This window comes from Rhizorhabdus sp., from assembly GCF_018006725.1.
Classification (GTDB): domain Bacteria; phylum Pseudomonadota; class Alphaproteobacteria; order Sphingomonadales; family Sphingomonadaceae; genus Rhizorhabdus.
This window is the reverse complement of sequence record NZ_JAGMXV010000089.1, coordinates 1-18,188: the sequence shown is the minus strand read 5'-3', so window position 1 is coordinate 18,188 and position 18,188 is coordinate 1. Positions and strand designations below refer to the sequence as shown.

Below are 18,188 nucleotides of genomic sequence, written 5' to 3'. Positions count from 1 at the left end.
TCGCCGACGACACGCGGCCCGCGACCATCAGGCCGACCAGCACCGGTCCGAGTTCACGGACGATGCCGAGCACGACGATCGCCGGCACGGTCGAGGTGGCGTTGAAGCGCGAGCCGGCGGTGAAGGTCTGCTGAGCCAGAGCGGCACCCGAGAAGATCGCGGTCATGCCGACGACCGGCAGCGAGAACCAGCCGATCTGCAACATCTGCTCGAACAAGCGTGCAGGGTAATAAGGCGGCCGAATGACCCGGGACAGGGTCGTCGATGCGAAGACGGCCACCCGGCCGATGGCACCGAGGGCGTTGATCAGGACACGCCCGATCGACGCGAAGAAAGCGATGATTGGCTGCAAAACCGCGTACGTCCTACTCTGTCCAAAGCCGCTGATAGCGGGAGCCGAGCCCGGTCAGCAACTCATATTGCGACAAGCCGGTCAGGCCGGATGCCTCGTCGAGCCGATAGTCGATGCTGAGCCAGTCGCCCTCCCCGACCGCAACCGAACCCACATCGACCGCAATTAGATCCATCGAGACGCGACCGACGAGCGGACAGGCGGCGTCGCCAGAGCGAGCGCTGCCTTTGCCTGCGAAGGCGCGCAGATAGCCGTCGGCATAGCCGAGGTTGAGGATCGCGATCCGGGTGGGCCGTTCGGCGACGAAGGTGGCGCCATAACCGACACTCTCTCCGGGCTGCACGGTGCGGACCTGAAGGACCTGCGCCTCGATCCCCGCGACCGGACGAATATGGCCAAGCGCCGCCGGATGGGGAATGCCGCCATAGAGCGCCAGACCGGGACGCGTCAGATCGAAACCATAAGCGGGGCCAAGACAGGCGCCCGCCGAATTGGCGAGGCTGTAACGCCTAGCGGGAACGCTGGCCGCAAGTTCGGCGAAAGCGGCGCGCTGAAGCTCGGTCAGCGGATGACCCGGCTCGTCGGCGCAGGCGAGGTGACTGAGCAGCAGATCGATGGCCAGTCCCTCAAGCAGACCCGAGCGGGCCTCTTCCACGGTCAGGCCCAGCCGGTTCATGCCGGTGTCGACCATCACGTCGCAGGGGCGGTCCGGTGCTGCCTGCTTCCAGCGGGCGACCATCGCGGCGCTGTTGAGCACCGGCCGCGCGGGCGAGCCCAGCGCCGCCGCCATATCCTCCTCGCGGACGCCATGCAGGACCGAAAGCGCGGCGCCTTCCGGCAAGTCCAGTTGGTCGGCCTCGGCCCAGGTCGCGACGAAGAAGTCGCGGCACCCGGCCTTCGCCAGGCGACGGGCGACATCCGAGGCACCGAGGCCGTAACCGTCCGCCTTCACTGCCGCGCCGGCCGGAGCACCGCCCTGCCCGGCCAGCCAGCGCCAGTTCGCGACGAGGGCGTCGGCATCGAGGGTCAGGCGGAGGGGCAGTTGCGCGGGGATCACCCGAGCGCGATAGCCGCCCCCGCCGCGCTATTCCAGTTCTTTGCCTGCGGTTTCGGGCAGCCAGAGCAAAGTCACCACCAGCGCCATGGCCGCGACACCGACCGTGTACCAGAGACCGGCAAAGGGATCACCCGACCGCGCGACCATATATTGGCTGATGAACGGCAGGAATCCGCCGAAATAGCCCGTGCCGATATGATAGGGCACCGACATCGAGGTGTAGCGGACCCGGGCCGGGAACATCTCGACCAGCAGCGCGGCGGCAGGCCCATAAGTCATGCCCGAAAGACAGCCGATCGCGATGATTCCCAGCGCGATACGCAGACCGGCGCCGAAGCTCGGCGTGATCTTGTCGAGACGATAGCCCGCTGCGGTCAGCGCAGTGTCCAGCGCTGCGGGATCATCGACGTCCACGACCGTTCCGCCGATCGTCACGACCGGCGCGCTGCCCTCAGTCAATTTCGCGGTTTGATAGGCTACGCCCTTGCGCGACAAGGCGTCGAGAATGCGGCCGCAGGCGGTCGCCTGCTGCTTGGCAAAGGGATCGTAGCTGCAATCGCTGCCGCGCACGACCACCGGGTACCGCTCCATCGCCGCCGCCAGATCCGGATTTGCGGCATTCCCCATCCAGTGGAAGATCGGGAACATCAGCGCGATCGTGAGCACATAGCCCGTGAGAATGATCCGCCGGCGGCCCAGCCTGTCGGACAGCCAGCCGAACAGGATGAACCAGCCCAGGCTGAACAGCGCGCCCACGCCGATGACGAGGCGTGCGGCGTCATCCTCGAGCCGCAGGCTGTTCTGAAGGAAATAGAGCGCCTGGAACTGCGCCGTGTACCAGACCACGGTCAGGCCCGCCGCGACCCCGAACAGCGCGACGAGCACCATGCGGATCTTCGGCCAGCTGTCGAAGCTCTCGCGCAGCGGATTGCGCGCGACCTGCCCAGCCTCCTTCATGGCCTTGAAGACCGGGCTCTCCTTGAGCTTTAGCCGGATCCACAGCGAAATGCCGAGCAGCACCAGCGAGAAGAGAAAGGGAATGCGCCAGCCCCAGGCCTCGAACTCCGCGTCGCTGATCACGAGCCCCGCGCCGAGCACGACGATCAGGCTGAGCAGGAAGCCACCGACAACCCCCGACTGGATGAAGCTGGTGTAGAGCCCCCTGCGATCCGATGGCGCATGTTCGGCGACGTAGATCGCCGCACCGCCATATTCGCCGCCCAGCGCCAGCCCCTGAAGGATGCGGCACAGCACGAGCAGGATCGGCGCCGCGACGCCGATCGTCTCATAGGTCGGCAGCACGCCCACCGCAGCGGTCGCGACGCCCATCAGTGCGATCGTGACGAGGAAGGTATATTTTCGCCCCAGCCGGTCCCCCAGCACCCCGAAGAACAGCGCGCCGAGCGGCCGCATGCCGAAGCCGACACCGAAACTTGCCAGGAAGATCAGGAAGCTGACCGCCGGATTGTCGGACGGGAAGAAGTGACCCGCGACAATGCCGGCGAGCGTCCCGTAGATGAAGAAATCATACCATTCGAACACGGTCCCCAAGGTGGATGCGAGGATGACCAGACGGTCCCGCTTCGCATCGATCGTGCCTGCCCCCAACGTCGCTCTCCCCGCCCTCTGTTTATCGACCGGACTATGGCAGAGCCGGCCCGCGCGACAAGAGCAGTGAAGTCGTCAGTCCGTCGCCGGAGCCTTCGCCTTCGGCAGGTCCATCAAGGGGTGCTTCGCGTTGACCAGTTCGACCAGATGCGCGCTGTTCACATGGGTATAGATTTGCGTCGTCCCGATATCGGCATGGCCGAGCATCGTCTGCAGCGCCCGCAGGTCCGCGCCGCCTTCGAGCAGATGGGTGGCGAAAGCATGGCGCAGGACATGCGGGCTGATCCGTTCGGGCGGGATGCCGGCCTCCGCGGCAAGCTCGCGCACCAGCTGGAACAGCCGGACCCGGCTGAGATGGCTGTGGCCCGATGGAAAGAGCCAGGGCTGATCGGCAGGGACATGCGCCGACCAGTCGGCCACGGCCGCCCGGGCCCGGTCGGAGATCGGCACCAGCCGCTCCCGCCCGCCCTTCCCGCGCAGGATCAGGAAGGGCCGGTCACCCCGCAAGGCATGGCGGGGCAGCGAGACGAGCTCGGTCGCGCGCAGGCCCGACCCGTAAAGAAGCTCGAACAGCGCGATCAACCGCAGCGTCAGCGGATCGCCATGACGGTCGCTACGCCGCTCCTCCAGGGCCGCGAACAGCCGGTCGATATCGCCATGACCGAGGGTGCGGGGCAGCGCCCGCTGCACCGCAGGACGCGGCAGGGCGTCGGAGGGATCGTCACGGCGGATGCCCTCCTCTTCCAGAAAGGCGAAGAAGCGCCGCAGGACCGAGGATTTTCGGGCCACCGAGGTCCGGCTGAGCGGCATCCACTCGGCCCCCAGCTTCTGCAAAGCCCCGGCGTCCGCAGACACCAGCCCTCCACCCAGCATCGACGAGGCCGCCCGCAAGTCTGAACCATAGGCCAGTAATGTGTTGCGCGCTGCGCCGCCCTCGGCCGCAAGCATCTCCAGAAACTGGCCTATGGCCTCGGCGTCCCTCATCGGCCTTCCTGATATCGCGCTGTGTTACAGCCGGGTCATCGCCTCCGCCGCGATCATCCGCGCCTCGCCGTCGAGGCCGACATTGTGGAGCGCGCGGATCATCGTCGCGAACATCGGCGAGGAAATACCGCCCCAGCCGGTGCGCTGCAGGCCTGCCGCGACCATCAGGAGCACGGTGCCGCTTTCCTTCCGATCCGCCGCCTGCAGCAGGATCCGCGCCCAGTTGCTGCGATTGTCGAAGCCAACGCCATTGTCCGACAACAGCCTCATCTGATCCTCGGTCTGCAACCGGTCCAGTCCGGCAAGCGCGCCCAGCAACAGGCGCAGCTTGTGCGGATTGGTCTCGGCCCACCGCTCCGCAACGGCCGAAAGACGGTCGGCCGAAATGTCGACCGAGATATTGGGGGTCCCGACGGCGAGAATCGCCCAGGCCGGATCGCCCTTCTCGCCTGACATGGCCGAAACGACGGGCGCCCAGCCGGCGGCCTTGCGATCGAGGCCGGCCGCCATCATCGCGCCGATCAGTTCGGCGGCATCGCCGGCATGATCGCTGTCGGGGCGAATCCGCGCGGCAGCGCGTGCCGTCAGGATCTGCGCCGCATAACGGTCGCCCTTGCCCTGCTCGCCCCAGGCCTCTCCTGTCCAGAAAGCCCGCATGGCCGACAGACGCGCGTCGTCGCTGTCTGCAACATAGCAGGCGCGCAGACGAGCTGCCGGGCTGTCGCCGGTGAACTCGCCGCTGTCTTCGGCCGCCTGCGAGAACAGATCGACCAGCGCGGAACTGGAAAAGACGCCCAGCCGCGCGGCGGTGAGCGCCGCCGTCATCCGCTCGGCCGCAGGGATCATCGGCGCGCGCGCGCCCCAGGCGATCGTCTGCGGTCCGACCGTGCGATAAAGATCGGCGGGGATCGTCAGCCCGAGCGCGTTGGCCATGCCGAAGCGCCAGCTGGTCAGCTGGTTCACCCCGGTCCATTCGACCTCGACGCTGCGTCTCCCGGCCCCGTTGACCGCCATCATCCGCTCGGCCAGCTGGACGTCGATGCCGCGCGGGTCGCGCGTGCGGCGGCGGGCCTGATCCATCAGCACGTCGGCGATCGCAGTGTCGCCGGAAAGGGCCGAGCAGACCGCGCGCGCCATCGGCCAGATCGGCTCTCGACTGCGAATTGCACCGCCATCGGCGAGCGGGCAGAGCCCGGAAACATCTGCGGTTGCCAGCGCGGCCTGACCCGCGACCGCATAGAGCTTCGCATTATATCGATCGACGTCGACGCTCTGGACGAGCATCGCCGCCCCATCGGCCTCGCCCATGCGCAGCAGCAGCCAGGCGCGTTCCGCCACCCAGTCGGGCGCGGAGACATTGTCGGGCGTCGGCACCTTGGTGACCAGCGCGCGGCGGAGCGCGATCGAAGCCCAGCGCGAGGCGAGCGGCGCATCGAGGCGGCGCATCATCGTCGAGAGGAAGCGGCCGTCGCGGGATCCCCAGCTGGCTCGGCCATAGCCGCTGCCCAGCCCGACCATATCGATCGACCGGCGCGCCGAATCGGGAAGCTCGGCCTGCCGCGACACCGGCTGCGGCGGCGCGACCGTCGCAAAGATGGCGGGATCGAGCACGAGCGAAGGCGTGGGCGCGGCGGGCGATGCCGGGTTCTGCGCGGGAGCGGCGGGTGCCTGGGACGGCGCGGGCGTGGGGGACGCCTGCGGCCGGGCAGCCGGGGGCGCCTGGCCGAAGCCGGGAGGCAGGAGCGATTCCTGCGCGATCGCAGCAGCCGCAGCCAGCGCCGTCAGGCCGGTGCCGAGCGCGAGCAGCAGACGTGCGCGCGATCGGCCCGAGAGTTTATTGCGCGGCGGCTTCATTCAGCATCGCCTTTTCGACGGTCACCGGCGCCTGCTCGGTATCGACGAAGCTGAGTCCCACGAGGGCCAGGACGATGACCAGGACGATCGAAAGGAGAATGAAACTGAACCGCGACATGGAATTCCCTTGGGTGGACGGGCAGGTTGCAATCGACGGGCTTTTGCCCGAGGGGGCGCCCATGTGTATAGCCCCCGACGACATGTCGCAAAGCCCGCCACCCACGACTCTGCGTTTCGACCGCCCGTTGGTCCTGATCGGTCTGATGGGCGTGGGCAAGTCGACGATTGGCAAAAGGCTGGCGGGCCGGCTCCATCTGCCCTTCGTCGACGCCGACCACGAGATCGAGCGTGCGGCGGGCCTTACCATCAGCGAAATTTTCGCGCGCTTCGGTGAAAAGGAATTTCGGGACGGCGAGCGCCGCGTCATTGGCCGATTGATCGACGGCAAGCCCAAGATCATCGCGACCGGCGGGGGCGCGTTCATGCAGGAAGAGACCCGCAATCTGATCCTCGAAAAGGCGCTGGCGATCTGGCTCGACGCCGATATCGAAGTGCTGGCCGATCGTGTCTCCCGACGCGAAGGCACGCGCCCCCTGCTGAAGAACCGCGACCCGCGCGAGGCGCTGACTGAGCTCGCCGCCATCCGCAACCCGATCTACGCGCTCGCACCGATCCATGTGCGCAGCCAGCCGCTGCCGCATGACGCCACGGTCGACGCCATCATGAAAGCCCTTTCCGCATGACGATCCGCGTCGCGCTCGGCGAGCGCAGCTACGACATCAGCATCGAAAATGGCGCGCTCGACCGCGCCGGCGAATTGCTCGCGCCTTATGCGGCGCGCGGGCGCTTCATCGTCGTGACCGATCGCAATATCGTTCCGAATCAGCTTTATAGACTGGAAAGTTCATTGACGGCCGCAGGTATTGCCTGCGCCGTCGAGGTGTTGCCTCCTGGCGAATCCACCAAGAGCTGGGCGATGCTGGAGAAGCTGACCGATGCGATGCTCGCTTATGGGGTCGAGCGGAACGACACGCTGATCGCGCTCGGCGGGGGCGTGATCGGCGATCTGGTCGGCTTCGCGGCGTCGATCGTCAAACGCGGCTGCCGCTTCGTCCAGGTGCCCACCACCTTGCTGTCGCAGGTCGATTCCTCGGTGGGCGGAAAGACGGCGATCAACAGCCGGGCCGGCAAGAATCTGATCGGTGCCTTCTACCAGCCCGTGCATGTGCTGATCGATCCGACCACGCTCGACACCTTGCCGATCCGTGAGGTCCGGGCAGGCTATGCCGAGGTCGTCAAATATGGACTGATCGACGATCCCGCCTTCTTCGCCTGGTGCGAAACCAATGTCCGCCAATTGCTTGGCGGCGCATCTGAAGCGCGGCTCGAGGCGATCGGCAAGAGCGTGGCGGCCAAGGCGCGCATCGTCGGCGAGGACGAGCGCGAGACGAGCGGGCGGCGTGCGCTGCTCAACCTCGGCCATACCTTCGGCCATGCGCTGGAAGCCGAAACGGGCTTCTCCGATCGTCTGCTCCACGGCGAGGCGGTCGCCGCCGGCATGGCCCTCGCCTTCCGCTTCTCGGCCGCGCAGGGGCTGTGCAGCGCCGATGATGCGCGCCGGGTGACCGACCATCTTGCGGCAGCCGGGCTGCCGACGACGCTCGATGCCGCCGGCGTCGATGCGCGCGGCGACGCGCTGGTCGCGCACATGCTGCACGACAAGAAGATGGAGGGCGGCCGCCTGCCCTTCCTGCTGGCGCGCGGGATCGGCCAGACCTTCCTCGACAAGCAGGTCGATCTGGCGGCCGTCGCCCGCTTCCTCGACGCCGACCGCGGCTGAGCGCGTCTCCTCCGTTTCCGACCGTTCGTCGGTTGGCCATGAAGGCGGGCTAGGATAGGCTCCTCGAATTGAGGAGATTCGGTGCTTAGCTTTCTTGCCGCAGGGGAAAATCTGGTTTTCGTGATCGCGCTGGCGGTCATGCTCCTCGTCGGTATCGTCGAAGTCGCCGACCTTGGCGAGAGCGCGCTGGGCTCGGATCTCGACATCGATGCCGACAGCGACTGGCTAGGCTGGCTCGGCTTCGGGCGCCTCCCTCTGCTCATGCTGATCGTCCTGTTTCTCGGCTGTTTCGCTGTTACCGGATTGATCGGTCAGCAGATCGCGCGGGACCTGTCGGGATCGCTCTTGCCCGGCTGGGCGGCGGTGCCCGGCGCCGGTTTGCTCGCCCTGCCCCTCACCGGGCTGTTCGCACGGGGCATCGCCCGGGTCATGCCCCGGGACGAGACTACCGCCATCGCCCAGGACCAGCTGGTCGGCCTGCACGGTCATATCGTCGTCGGCACGGCCAGCCGGGGCCATCCCGCACGAACCCGCGTCCGCGATTTTCACGGGCAGGACCATTATGTGATGGCCGAGCCCGACATGGCCGACACGCGCTTCGCGGAAGGCGACGAGATCCTGCTCGTCCGCCGCGAGGGCCAGATCTTCCGCGCGATCAGCAGCGGCGCTCCCCCCTTCTCACAGTGGATCGAACGATGAGCAATTTGCCGATACCTGCCTCCGACAGCCTGATCGACGGCGGGCGGAGCATCTACCTGATCGCACCGGCGGTCGTCGTCCTCACGCTGCTCGTGCTGGGTTTCATTCTGGCGCGCCTCTATCGTCGTGCATCGAAGGAGATCGCCTTCGTCCGCACGGGCTTCGGCGGAGAGAAGGTGGTGATGAACGGCGGCGCCATCGTGCTGCCCGTCTTCCACGAGACGATGCCGGTGAACATGAACACCGTGCGCCTTGCGGTCGAACGCAAGAATGCCGACGCGCTGATCACGCTCGACCGGCTGCGGATCGACGTGAAGGCCGAATTCTACGTCCGCGTCCGCCCCGATCGCGAGGCGATCGCCATGGCCGCGCAGACATTGGGCATGCGCACCATGCGTTCGGAAGATCTCAAAGAACTGGTCGAAGGCAAGTTCGTAGACGCGCTGCGGTCGGTCGCGGCGGGCATGACGATGAACCAGCTGCACGAGCAACGCTCCGACTTCGTCCAGAAGGTGCAGCAGGTTTCGTCCGCCGACCTGGCGATGAACGGTCTTGAACTCGAATCGGTCTCGCTGACCGGTCTCGACCAGACATCGATCGAGCATTTCAACGCCAACAACGCGTTCGACGCCGAAGGCTTGACCAAGCTCACCGAGCAGATCGAGCTGCGCAAGAAGGCGCGAAACGACATCGAACAGGACACGCGCGTCCAGATCGAGGCCAAGAACCTTGAGGCACAGCGCCAGTCCTTTCTGATCTCTCGCGACAATGAGTTCGCCCGGCTCGAGCAGGAGCGCGAGATCGAGATGCGCCGCGCCGAGCAGATGTCCGAGATCGCGCGCCAGCAGTCCGAACGCCAGCGCGAGGCCGAACAAGCGCGCATCGAGGCCAAGCAGCTGACGGACGCCGCGCAGATCGAGGCCGATCGCGCCGTGCAGGAAGCGAAGATCGCCCAGACCCAGGCGCTCGAAATCGCCCGGCAGGAGCAGCAGATTGCGGTCCAGAACAAGAGCCGCGAGGAGAGCCAGGCCAAGGCCGAGGCAGACAAGGCGCGCGCCGCCGCCGTTGCCGCCGAGGAGCAAGTCGTAACCGCGCGCGAGACCGAGATCGCCGAGCGCGCCAAACGGATCGAGCTGATCCAGGCCGCGAAGGAAGCCGAGCGCCAGGCGCTGGGCATCAAGGTCGAGGCTGAGGCCGAGAAGCAAGCCGCAGCCGACCGCGCCGCCGCCGTGCGCGCCGCAGCCGAGGGCGAGGCCGAAGCCGAAAAGCTGCGCGCCGAGGCGTCGCGCGTCCGCTTCGAGGTCGAGGCCGCCGGCAAGCGCGCCGTCAACGAAGCCGCCAACCTGCTGTCGTCGGAGAATATCTCGCTGCAGGCGAAGCTCGAGCTGCTGCGCGTCCTCCCCGACATCATCCGCGAGGCCGCCAAGCCGATGGAGGCAATCGATTCGATCAAGATCGTGCAGGTCGACGGGCTGACCGGTGGCGGCGCGACACAGGGCGAAGGCTCAAGCGGCGGTGGAGAAGGCAATCTCGCTCAGTCGGCGGTCGCCGCAGCGCTTCGCTATCGCGCGCAGGCCCCGGTGGTGGACGGGTTGATGAAGGAACTGGGCCTCGATGGATCGAGCCTCGATTCGCTGGTGACGGGTGCAACGTCGCCCATCCACAAAGAGGACGACGCTAAGCCTAAGCAGGATTGAGGACGAAGCGCGACCGGCGGTCGCCGCCGTGCCTCACTTGCCTTTCAGATAGCCGACGGCAAGCCACATCCAGCCGAGGATCAGGGACAGCCCCCCGATCGGCGTAACCGCGCCCAGCCAGCGTGGCGCGCCGAAGGCCATGGCGTAGAGTGTGCCGGCGAAGAGCGTCATGCCGAACAGAAAAAGGGCGGCCGTGCCCCGGCTCCGCGCGAGAATCGTCAGGCCCGCCACGGCGTGCACGATCTGGTAGAGCGAGCCCGTCGACAGCCATTCGGCCGCCTTGCCGCTCGCCCCATGGGTGCCATAGGCGCCGGCGATCACCGCCAATGCGCCCGACAGGGCCAGCAGCGCCGCGAGCGCATCGGCCGAATTTTTAGCGCGTGCCATGGTTCTGCTCCGCTTGGGGCTCGGTCGAGAGGTCGAGGCTGCGCTCATGGTTGAACATCATCTCGCGGTTGACCGTCACATCGCCCGAGGCGATCTGCGCTTCAAGTCGCAGGCCGTCGCGGCGGCGATATTCGGTCTCGATCATCTCGACATTCTCCGGGCTGAACCCCAGCCGGTCGAGCGTCTCGCGGCCCAGCAGGACCGCTGATTCGAACAGTTCGCGGACGGCGCCCGCAAGGTCGAGCTTGCTCAGCGACATCATGTGCAGGCGATCATAGGCGCGCACCATGATCGCGGCCTTGGGGAAAGCCTCGAGGATGGGCTGCAACTGCGCCTTGTCGAGACCGTTGCCATCGACGCAGAAAATGATCGCCTGCGCATCGGCCCCGCCCGCATTGCGGAGCAGGTCGATGCGGGTGCCGTCGCCGTAAAACACCTTCATGTCGAACTTCTGTGCGACGTCGATCTGCTCGACCCGGCGATCGATCAGCGTGATCCGGACCCCGGCGGCAAGCAGCATCTGCGCCACCGTCTGGCCGAAGCGGCCATAGCCGACGATGATCGCGGCCGGGCTGATCGAACCATCGGGGCCGGGTCGATCCTCGCGCGTAGGCGGAGGCGTCAGGAAGCGGCGCGAGAACATCATCAGGAAAGGCGTGGTCGCCATCGACAGGGTCACGATCGCGCCGAACAGGCTGGCCGCTTCCGGCGCGATCAGCAGCGCCCCCTGCGCCTGCGCGAACAGAACGAAGGCGAACTCGCCGCCCTGGCTGAGCAGCAGGCCGAAGCTGAGCGCCGCACGCGACGGTACCCCGAACAGCCGCGCAACGCCGAACATCACGATACTCTTGGTCGCGACGACGGCCACGGCCATGGCAATCACGAACAACGGCCTTTCCATGACCACCTGGAGGTCGAGCAACATGCCCACCGCCAGGAAGAAGAGACCCAGCAGGATCGTGCGGAACGGCTCTACATCCGCCTCCAGCTCGTGCCGATAGGGCGAGTCGGCAAGCATCACCCCCGCGACGAAGGCGCCGAGCGCGGTCGACAGATGGAGCATTTCCATCACCGCCGCCGCCGCCAGCACCGTGAAGAGGCCGGCTGCAACGAACAGTTCGCGCTCGCCCATATTGCCGACCAGCCGGAACAGCGGATTGAGGATGAAGCGCCCGGCCAGGACAAGGCCGACCACCGCCCCGACGGTGTAGAGACCCAGCAGCCATCCCGGAGGAGCGCCCGGCACGGGGGGCGTACGCGACAGTGTGGCGATGATCGTGATCAGCGGGATCAGCGACAGATCCTGAAAGAGCAGGACCGAAAAGGCCCTTTCACCGGCCGGCGTATTGAGGCGCCCGGCGGATTGGAGCATCGGCAGGACCTGCGCTGTCGAGGACAGGGCGAGCGGCAGGCCGAGCGCGAGCGAGGCCGCCGGCGAGAAGCCGGTCGTCAGGTAGATGACTCCGGCGATCGCGAGCCCGCAGGCCACCACCTGTACCAGACCGAGCCCGAAAATATCGCGCCTCAGACGCCACAATCGGTTGGGGTGGAGTTCAAGCCCGACAAGAAAGAGCAGCAGGACGATGCCCAGTTCGGCAATGCCGAGCTTGGCCTCCGCCCCGCCGATCAGGCCGAGGCCCTGCGGACCGATCAGCGCGCCCGCTACGAGGTAGCCGAGCGTAGCACCCAGCCCGAGCCGCCGAAAAACCAGCACCGAACCGATAGCGGCTCCCAGCATGACCACGCCATCGCGGATCAGGAAAGCCTGGGACGGTTCGGTCATCGCGGGGGGCTTTCCTGAAGATCGGGCTGGATGGCAGCATGTGCAGTGGCGGCGGCCTCGGCCACCGCCTCGAAGGCGAGCCGGATCGACGGGTGGCGCGCCGCGTGCGGCCGCGCGGGGAGAAAGATCTCGAGCCCAGGCCACGCGCCGGGATCGTCGCGTTCCCCCGCGAGAAAGGCGGCCAGCGCGTCGCGGGCCTCGGCCAGTTCGGCCGGGCTCCGCCCTATCGCATGCTCGCCCATCAACGCAGCCGATGCCTGACCGAGCGCGCAGGCGCGGACCTCCTGCCCCAGTGCTGCGATTCGCCCCTGCGGGTCGAGCGCGACATCCACCGTCACCCGACTTCCGCAGATGGGCGAACGGCGCGAGACCGTAGCCTGGGGCTGGTCGAGTCGCTGCTGATGGGGAATGGCGGTCGCGAGCCGCAATATCTGCGCATTGTAGAGCGTGGCCGACATGCCGTCCCTTTAGGACGATATCGTCGCCCCGTCATCCGCTCTGCGGGGAAAAAGGGGCGGCCGGACCGGCCTGCCCCACCCCGTGCGCGTCAGCCCTCGAGCTGGCGGATCAGCAGGCGGACGTCGGCATCGAGTTCAGCGTCGGTCTGGCGCAGCTTCTCGATCTGCTTGACCGCGTGGATGACGGTCGTGTGATCACGCCCGCCGAAGCGACGGCCGATCTCGGGCAGCGAGCGCGGGGTCAGCTGCTTGGCCAGATACATCGCGACCTGACGCGGACGGGCGACTTCTCGGGCGCGCCGTGCACTCGACATTTCGGCCTGACGGATCCGGTAATGGTCCGACACCTTGCGCTGGATCTCATCGATCGTCACGCGGCGCTGGTTGGCGCGCAATATGTCGGCCAGGGTCGCCTGGGTGAAGTCGATGTCGACCGGTTTGCCCGACAGTGCCGCATAAGCGACGACGCGGTTCAACGCGCCTTCCAGCTCACGCACATTGGCGCTGATCCGGCGGGCGAGAAACATCACCACGTCCTGCGGCACCTGCGCCTGCGGCATGCCCTGCAGCTTGCGGGTGAGGATGTTGAGGCGCAGTTCGAAGTCGGCCGGGTTCACGTCGGCGACGAGGCCCCAGGACAGACGCGACAGGATACGGCTCTCGATTCCGTCCAGATCCTGCGGACTGCGGTCGGCGCTGATCACCAGGCGACGACCGGCCGAGATCAGCTCGTTCATCGTGTGGAAGAATTCTTCCTGGGTCGATTCCTTGCCGGCGATGAACTGGACGTCGTCGATCATCAGCACGTCGGCTGCGCGCAGCTTCTGCTTGAAGCTGAACGTGTCCTTCGCCCGCATGGCCGAGACGAACTCGAACATGAACTTCTCGGCCGACATGTAGACGACCTTCGCGCCGGGGTGGCGCGCGAGATAGTCATGACCGATCGCGTGCATCAGGTGGGTCTTGCCGAGCCCGGTGCCGCCATGAAGGAACAGCGGATTGAAAGCGAGCTTGCCGCCCTCCGCCAAGGTACGCGCTGCGTTATAGGCAACCTCGTTGGCCTTGCCGACCACGAAGCTGTCGAAGGTGTAGCGCGCCTCGAGCGGCGTGCCGCAGCGCAGCTCGGCTTCGGGAGCGACGGCGGTCGATTCGTCGACGGGCACTTCGGCCGTGACCACCGAATCAGCGGAGAACAGCACCGGCCGCTCAGCAACATTGCCGGCCACGATCGAGACCTGGCGAACCTGCGGCAGCAGGGCCCGCCAGGCGTGGAGCAGATGCTCGGCGAAATGGGTGTTCGCCCAATTGGCCATGAACTCGCTCGGTGCGATCAGCTTGAGCAACCCATCGGCAAGATCGCACTCGCCGAGCGTCAGCGGCTTCAGCCAGCCGTCGAAGGTCCGCACGCCGATGCTCCGGCGCAACCCAGACCGAATCGTTTCCCAAGCCTGGGCGAGCGCGACGTCCACATCGGCACTCGCCGACGCCGCTCCGCTCATTCCCAAACCCAAACCGTCAGACACGCAGCATCCTTCCCGAGCGAACGTCGTCCGCCCCCCTGAAATCCGAACATCATGAAGGGCAAAGGCCTCCCTGATCCGAAGTCGACGACTCCGGAGCCCCCTTCTGAAAATCTCATTGAAGCCGTTGCGACAGATTCGCGCCCCGGCCGTTGAGACACTCTATGAAGAAGCCGCAAAGCGGATCAAGAGCATCAATTTCGTCACAAGCCCGCAATATGGGCTTGACTCCCGATGGCACGGGCCTCCGCCTGTGGAAAAAAATTTTATCGTCTATTTTCAGATATTTGAAACAACCATCTTAGTCAGACTGACAAGAATCACGATAATTCCGAGGGTTACGTTTTTGTGACCCGAACGTGACGAAGCCCGCCGGCAATATGCCGACGGGCTTCGTCGAAACCAGCCTTGGCCGTAGCGTCAGCCGAGCGCGGCGATCCGCTTCGACAGACGGGAGAACTTCCGGGCGACGGTGTTCTTGTGCAGAACGCCCTTAGATACGCCACGGAACATCTCGGGCTGAGCGGCTGCCAGAGCGGCAGAAGCGGCACTCTTGTCGCCGGAGGCGAGCGCGGACTCGACCTTCTTCACGAAGGTGCGGATCCGGCTGACCCGTGCACCGTTGATCTCGGCGCGACGGTCGTTGCGACGGATGCGCTTCTTTGCCTGCGGCGTATTCGCCATGCTCGTTCAAACCCTAGCTATGATGACAGAAGCGGCGCGAGCGTTAAGCCCTCACCGGGAAGGCCGGCCCAATACACAGAAGCCCCCGCCCGGTCAACCTCGCAGGGCCCCTATTTCTGGCATTTGGAGCAGTAAAAGGTCGACCGACCACCATCGACGCGACGCTTTACGAGCGCCCCGCAATGGCATGCCTCGCCCTCGCGGCCGTAGACGAGCCACTGTTTCGCGAAATAGCCCAGTTCCCCATCCGGCCGCGCATAATCGCGCAAGGTCGATCCACCGGCCTCGATCGCCGCGCTCAGGACCGTGCGGATCGATTCGACCAGCCGGTCGAGCCGTGCGCGTGACAGACGTCCGCCCATCGTCCCGGGCGCGATACCGGTCATGTGCAAGGCTTCGCACACATAGATATTGCCGAGTCCCGCCACGATCCGCTGGTCTAGCAACAGCAACTTGATTGGCGCGATGCGTCCGGCGAGCACCCGCTCCAGATAGGCGCCGGTCAGATCGGGGCCGAGGGGCTCCGGCCCTAGCGCGGCAAAAGGCGCGAAGGTCGGAAGCGCATCGGACCGCACCAGATCGACCGACCCGAATCGGCGCGGATCGCACAGCGCCAGGACGCGCCCCTGATCGGTTTCCAGTATAAGATGGTCATGCTTGCCGATCTCGCTGGGGTCGATTCTCCACCGTCCCGACATGCCTAGATGGAAGATCATCACGTCGTCGCGATCGGTTTCGATCAGGCCATATTTGGCGCGTCGCCCGAGCCCGGTGACCGTGGCGCCGGTCAGGCGCTGGCGCAGATCCGCCGGAAAGGGTCTGCGCAAATCGCTGCGGCGCGTCTCGACGCGGGTGAGGCGCTGGCCTTCCAGCGGTGGCCGCAGGCCGCGTACAGTGGTCTCGACTTCGGGTAGCTCGGGCATCGCCTGCCTGTACTGGAGTGCGCGCGATGGCGAAAGCGCCGGTGACGGCAGGCCGACCGGCGGGAAACTTTGGGGAATCGGCGGAGACTCGGTTTGCCGTCCGGCCTGCCTGCCGCTAGAGCGTCGATCCATGACCGACACCGTTTCCTTCGGCTATGCCGACGTCACGCCCGAAGAGAAGACCGCCCGCGTCGGCGAGGTCTTCCGCAACGTCGCCAGCCGCTACGACCTGATGAACGACGCCATGTCGGGCGGCATGCACCGGCTGTGGAAGGACCGCTTCGTCCGCCGGGTGAAGCCCCGCGCCGGCGAAGAGATTCTCGACATGGCCGGAGGCACCGGCGACATCGCCTTTCGCCTTGCCCGCTCAAGCGCAGCAATCATGGTGTCCGACATCAACCCGGCAATGCTCGATGTGGGTCGGGAACGGGCAGCCAAACGCGGAATCGAAGGCCTGTCCTGGTCAGAACAAAATGCCGAAACGCTGAGCTTCGAATCGTCGCGCTTCGACGCCTACACGATCGCCTTCGGCATCCGGAACGTGACCCACCGTGGGCAGGCGCTGGCAGAGGCGCATCGCGTGCTGAAGCGCGGCGGCCGCTTCTTCTGTCTCGAATTCTCGACGACGCTGTGGCCGGGTTTCAAGGAAGTGTACGACGCCTATTCGCACCGCCTGGTGCCCAAGCTGGGCAAGATGCTGGCAGGTGACGAGGAGAGCTATCGCTACCTGGTCGAGTCGATCCGGCGCTTCCCCGGCATGGAAGAGTTCCGCGCGGAGATCGCTGCCGCCGGTTTCGTGCAAGCGAAGGTGGAGCCAATGCTCGGCGGTCTTGTCGCCATCCACAGCGGCTGGAAGATTTGACCGCCACGATCGTCCACCTCGCCCGCCTGTTCCGGTGGGGCCGTACGCTTGCGCGGCATGGCGCGCTGCGGGGAATCGAGCGTGATCCTCTCGCGCCGGCCCATATCCGGCGGCTTGTCCGCATCGCGCGCTTCGGTGCGCGCGTTCCGGAACGGCCGGCTTATGCCGACGCCTTCGAAACGCTGGGTCCGGCAGCGATCAAGCTGGGCCAGGCGCTGGCGACCCGCCCCGATCTGGTCGGCGAGGATGCGGCCGCCGATCTCGGCCGGTTGCAGGATGCGCTTCCCCCTGCTCCCTTTCCGCTGATCCGCAAGGCGATCGAACAGGGACTGGGTAAGCCAATCGAGTCACTCTTCCGGTCGATCGAGGAGGTCCCCGTCGGCGCCGCGTCGATCGCGCAGGTGCACCGCGCCGTTACGACCGACGGACGGACCGTGGCGGTCAAGGTGCTGCGCCCCGGCATCGAGGAAGACCTCGCCCGCGCGATCGAGACCTATGAATGGGCCGCCGCCCACGCCGAGACGATCGGCGGTGAGTTCGCCCGGCTTCGGCCCCGGCTCGTGATCGCTACGTTCCGCCAGTGGACCGCCCGCGAACTCGACCTGCGCCGCGAGGCGGCTTCCGCATCGGAACTGGCCGAGAATATGCAGGCCGTGCCGGGCTTCGTCGTCCCCGCAATCGACTGGTCGCGGACCAGCCGCCGCGTCCTGACGATGGAATGGATCGACGGCATCAAGATGGCCGACCGCGCCGCGCTCGTCGAGGCCGGCTTCGACCGCAAGGCGCTTGCCGCCCGACTGGTCCAGGCCTTTCTGCAGCAGGCAATCGCCGATGGTTTCTTCCACGCCGACCTTCACCAGGGCAATCTTTTCGCTCTGTCCGACGGTCGCATCGCTGCGATCGACTGCGGCATCATGGGGCGGATCGACCGTCGCGCGCGCATCTGGCTGGCCGAGATTCTGCATGGCCTGATCACCGGCAATTATCGCCGCGTCGCCGAAATCCATTTCGAGGCGGGCTATGTCCCTCCACACCATAATATCGGCGAGTTCACGACCGCGCTGCGCGCAGTCGGCGAGCCGATCCGGGGCTTGCCGGCCAAGGACATCTCGATCGGGCAGATGCTCGACGGGCTGTTCGGCATCACCCGCGATTTCGACATGCCCGTCCAGCCGCATCTCCTGCTGCTGCAAAAGACGATGGTGATGGTCGAGGGCGTCGCGACCACGCTCGATCCCGATCTCAACATGTGGGACACCGCCGAGCCCTTCGTGCGCGAATGGCTGCGCTCCGAACTGGGGCCAGAAGTCTGGCTGGCCGACCGGCTGGTCGACGATCTGCGCACCTTCGCGTCGCTGCCCGACCTCATCCGCAGGATCGAAGCGCGCTTCCCGGCACCCGGCGGGGCACCGCCCCCGCCGCCCCTGCGCGAAGTGCAGGTCATCCGCATCGGCATGGGCTGGCGCTATGCCGTCACCGC

The 18,188-nt window shown here is 66.5% G+C and carries 18 protein-coding genes; 6 read left to right on the top strand and 12 right to left on the bottom strand.

Features of this window, described 5'->3' with window-relative positions; all coding sequences use genetic code 11:
* From KAY22_RS13645 to KAY22_RS13620, 6 genes are all read right to left on the bottom strand, one after another.
* A partial coding sequence (locus KAY22_RS13645) for an ABC transporter permease (protein ID WP_296624003.1) occupies window positions 1-352 on the bottom strand: 352 nt, incomplete at its 3' end.
* Window positions 353-365: 13 nt separating this feature from the next.
* Entirely contained in the window at window positions 366-1,409 is a 1,044-nt protein-coding gene (gene alr, locus KAY22_RS13640; protein WP_296624002.1) for an alanine racemase, read from the bottom strand.
* 27 nt (window positions 1,410-1,436) lie between these two features.
* Window positions 1,437-3,017 (bottom strand): MFS transporter, encoded by a 1,581-nt coding sequence (locus tag KAY22_RS13635; RefSeq protein WP_296624001.1) that lies wholly within the window; start codon window positions 3,015-3,017, stop codon window positions 1,437-1,439.
* Window positions 3,018-3,092: 75 nt separating this feature from the next.
* Window positions 3,093-4,001, bottom strand: coding sequence for a tyrosine-type recombinase/integrase (locus KAY22_RS13630; protein WP_296624000.1), 909 nt, complete (start codon window positions 3,999-4,001; stop codon window positions 3,093-3,095).
* Window positions 4,002-4,025: 24 nt separating this feature from the next.
* A complete protein-coding gene (locus KAY22_RS13625) occupies window positions 4,026-5,855 on the bottom strand; it encodes a hypothetical protein (RefSeq protein ID WP_296623999.1) in 1,830 nt (609 codons plus the stop codon).
* Window positions 5,836-5,973: a hypothetical protein gene (locus KAY22_RS13620; RefSeq protein ID WP_296623998.1), complete on the bottom strand. Its 138-nt coding sequence runs from the start codon at window positions 5,971-5,973 to the stop codon at window positions 5,836-5,838. Before KAY22_RS13620 ends, KAY22_RS13625 begins: the two co-directional genes overlap by 20 nt.
* An 82-nt stretch (window positions 5,974-6,055) precedes the next feature.
* Between KAY22_RS13620 and KAY22_RS13615 the strand changes: the two genes are divergently transcribed.
* From KAY22_RS13615 to KAY22_RS13600, 4 genes are all read left to right on the top strand, one after another.
* Window positions 6,056-6,598, top strand: a complete 543-nt coding sequence (locus tag KAY22_RS13615) for a shikimate kinase (RefSeq protein WP_296624004.1) — start codon at window positions 6,056-6,058, stop codon at window positions 6,596-6,598.
* The gene (gene aroB, locus KAY22_RS13610; protein ID WP_296623997.1) at window positions 6,595-7,695 is read left to right on the top strand and encodes a 3-dehydroquinate synthase; all 1,101 of its coding nucleotides are present in this window, start codon (window positions 6,595-6,597) and stop codon (window positions 7,693-7,695) included. The genes KAY22_RS13615 and aroB overlap by 4 nt, the downstream gene beginning before the upstream one ends.
* An 81-nt stretch (window positions 7,696-7,776) precedes the next feature.
* Window positions 7,777-8,394, top strand: coding sequence for a YqiJ family protein (locus tag KAY22_RS13605; RefSeq protein WP_296623996.1), 618 nt, complete (start codon window positions 7,777-7,779; stop codon window positions 8,392-8,394).
* Window positions 8,391-10,091 (top strand): flotillin domain-containing protein, encoded by a 1,701-nt coding sequence (locus KAY22_RS13600; protein WP_296623995.1) that lies wholly within the window; start codon window positions 8,391-8,393, stop codon window positions 10,089-10,091. The genes KAY22_RS13605 and KAY22_RS13600 overlap by 4 nt, the downstream gene beginning before the upstream one ends.
* Window positions 10,092-10,124: 33 nt before the next feature.
* Here the strand turns inward: KAY22_RS13600 and KAY22_RS13595 are convergent, their stop codons facing one another.
* The 6 genes from KAY22_RS13595 to mutM form a co-directional block, all read right to left on the bottom strand.
* Window positions 10,125-10,478 (bottom strand): DUF423 domain-containing protein, encoded by a 354-nt coding sequence (locus KAY22_RS13595; RefSeq protein ID WP_296623994.1) that lies wholly within the window; start codon window positions 10,476-10,478, stop codon window positions 10,125-10,127.
* Window positions 10,465-12,261 carry a cation:proton antiporter gene (locus tag KAY22_RS13590; RefSeq protein ID WP_296623993.1) on the bottom strand — a complete coding sequence of 599 codons (1,797 nt, stop codon included), beginning with the start codon at window positions 12,259-12,261 and terminating at the stop codon, window positions 10,465-10,467. The genes KAY22_RS13595 and KAY22_RS13590 overlap by 14 nt, the downstream gene beginning before the upstream one ends.
* Window positions 12,258-12,719, bottom strand: coding sequence for an iron-sulfur cluster assembly scaffold protein (locus KAY22_RS13585; protein WP_296623992.1), 462 nt, complete (start codon window positions 12,717-12,719; stop codon window positions 12,258-12,260). The genes KAY22_RS13590 and KAY22_RS13585 overlap by 4 nt, the downstream gene beginning before the upstream one ends.
* Before the next feature lie 89 nt (window positions 12,720-12,808).
* A complete protein-coding gene (dnaA, locus tag KAY22_RS13580; protein WP_296623991.1) occupies window positions 12,809-14,242 on the bottom strand; it encodes a chromosomal replication initiator protein DnaA in 1,434 nt (477 codons plus the stop codon).
* A 417-nt stretch (window positions 14,243-14,659) separates the two neighbouring features.
* On the bottom strand, window positions 14,660-14,923 hold the full coding sequence (rpsT, locus tag KAY22_RS13575) for a 30S ribosomal protein S20 (RefSeq protein WP_296623990.1): 264 nt from the start codon (window positions 14,921-14,923) through the stop codon (window positions 14,660-14,662).
* A 110-nt stretch (window positions 14,924-15,033) separates the two neighbouring features.
* Complete coding sequence (gene mutM / locus KAY22_RS13570; RefSeq protein WP_296623989.1) at window positions 15,034-15,846, bottom strand: bifunctional DNA-formamidopyrimidine glycosylase/DNA-(apurinic or apyrimidinic site) lyase; 813 nt, start codon at window positions 15,844-15,846, stop codon at window positions 15,034-15,036.
* Between the two features lie 130 nt (window positions 15,847-15,976).
* Between mutM and KAY22_RS13565 the strand changes: the two genes are divergently transcribed.
* Entirely contained in the window at window positions 15,977-16,708 is a 732-nt protein-coding gene (locus KAY22_RS13565) for a class I SAM-dependent methyltransferase (RefSeq protein WP_296623988.1), read from the top strand.
* On the top strand, window positions 16,705-18,188 hold a 1,484-nt coding region (gene ubiB / locus KAY22_RS13560), incomplete at its 3' end, for a 2-polyprenylphenol 6-hydroxylase (protein WP_296623987.1). The genes KAY22_RS13565 and ubiB, both read left to right, overlap by 4 nt.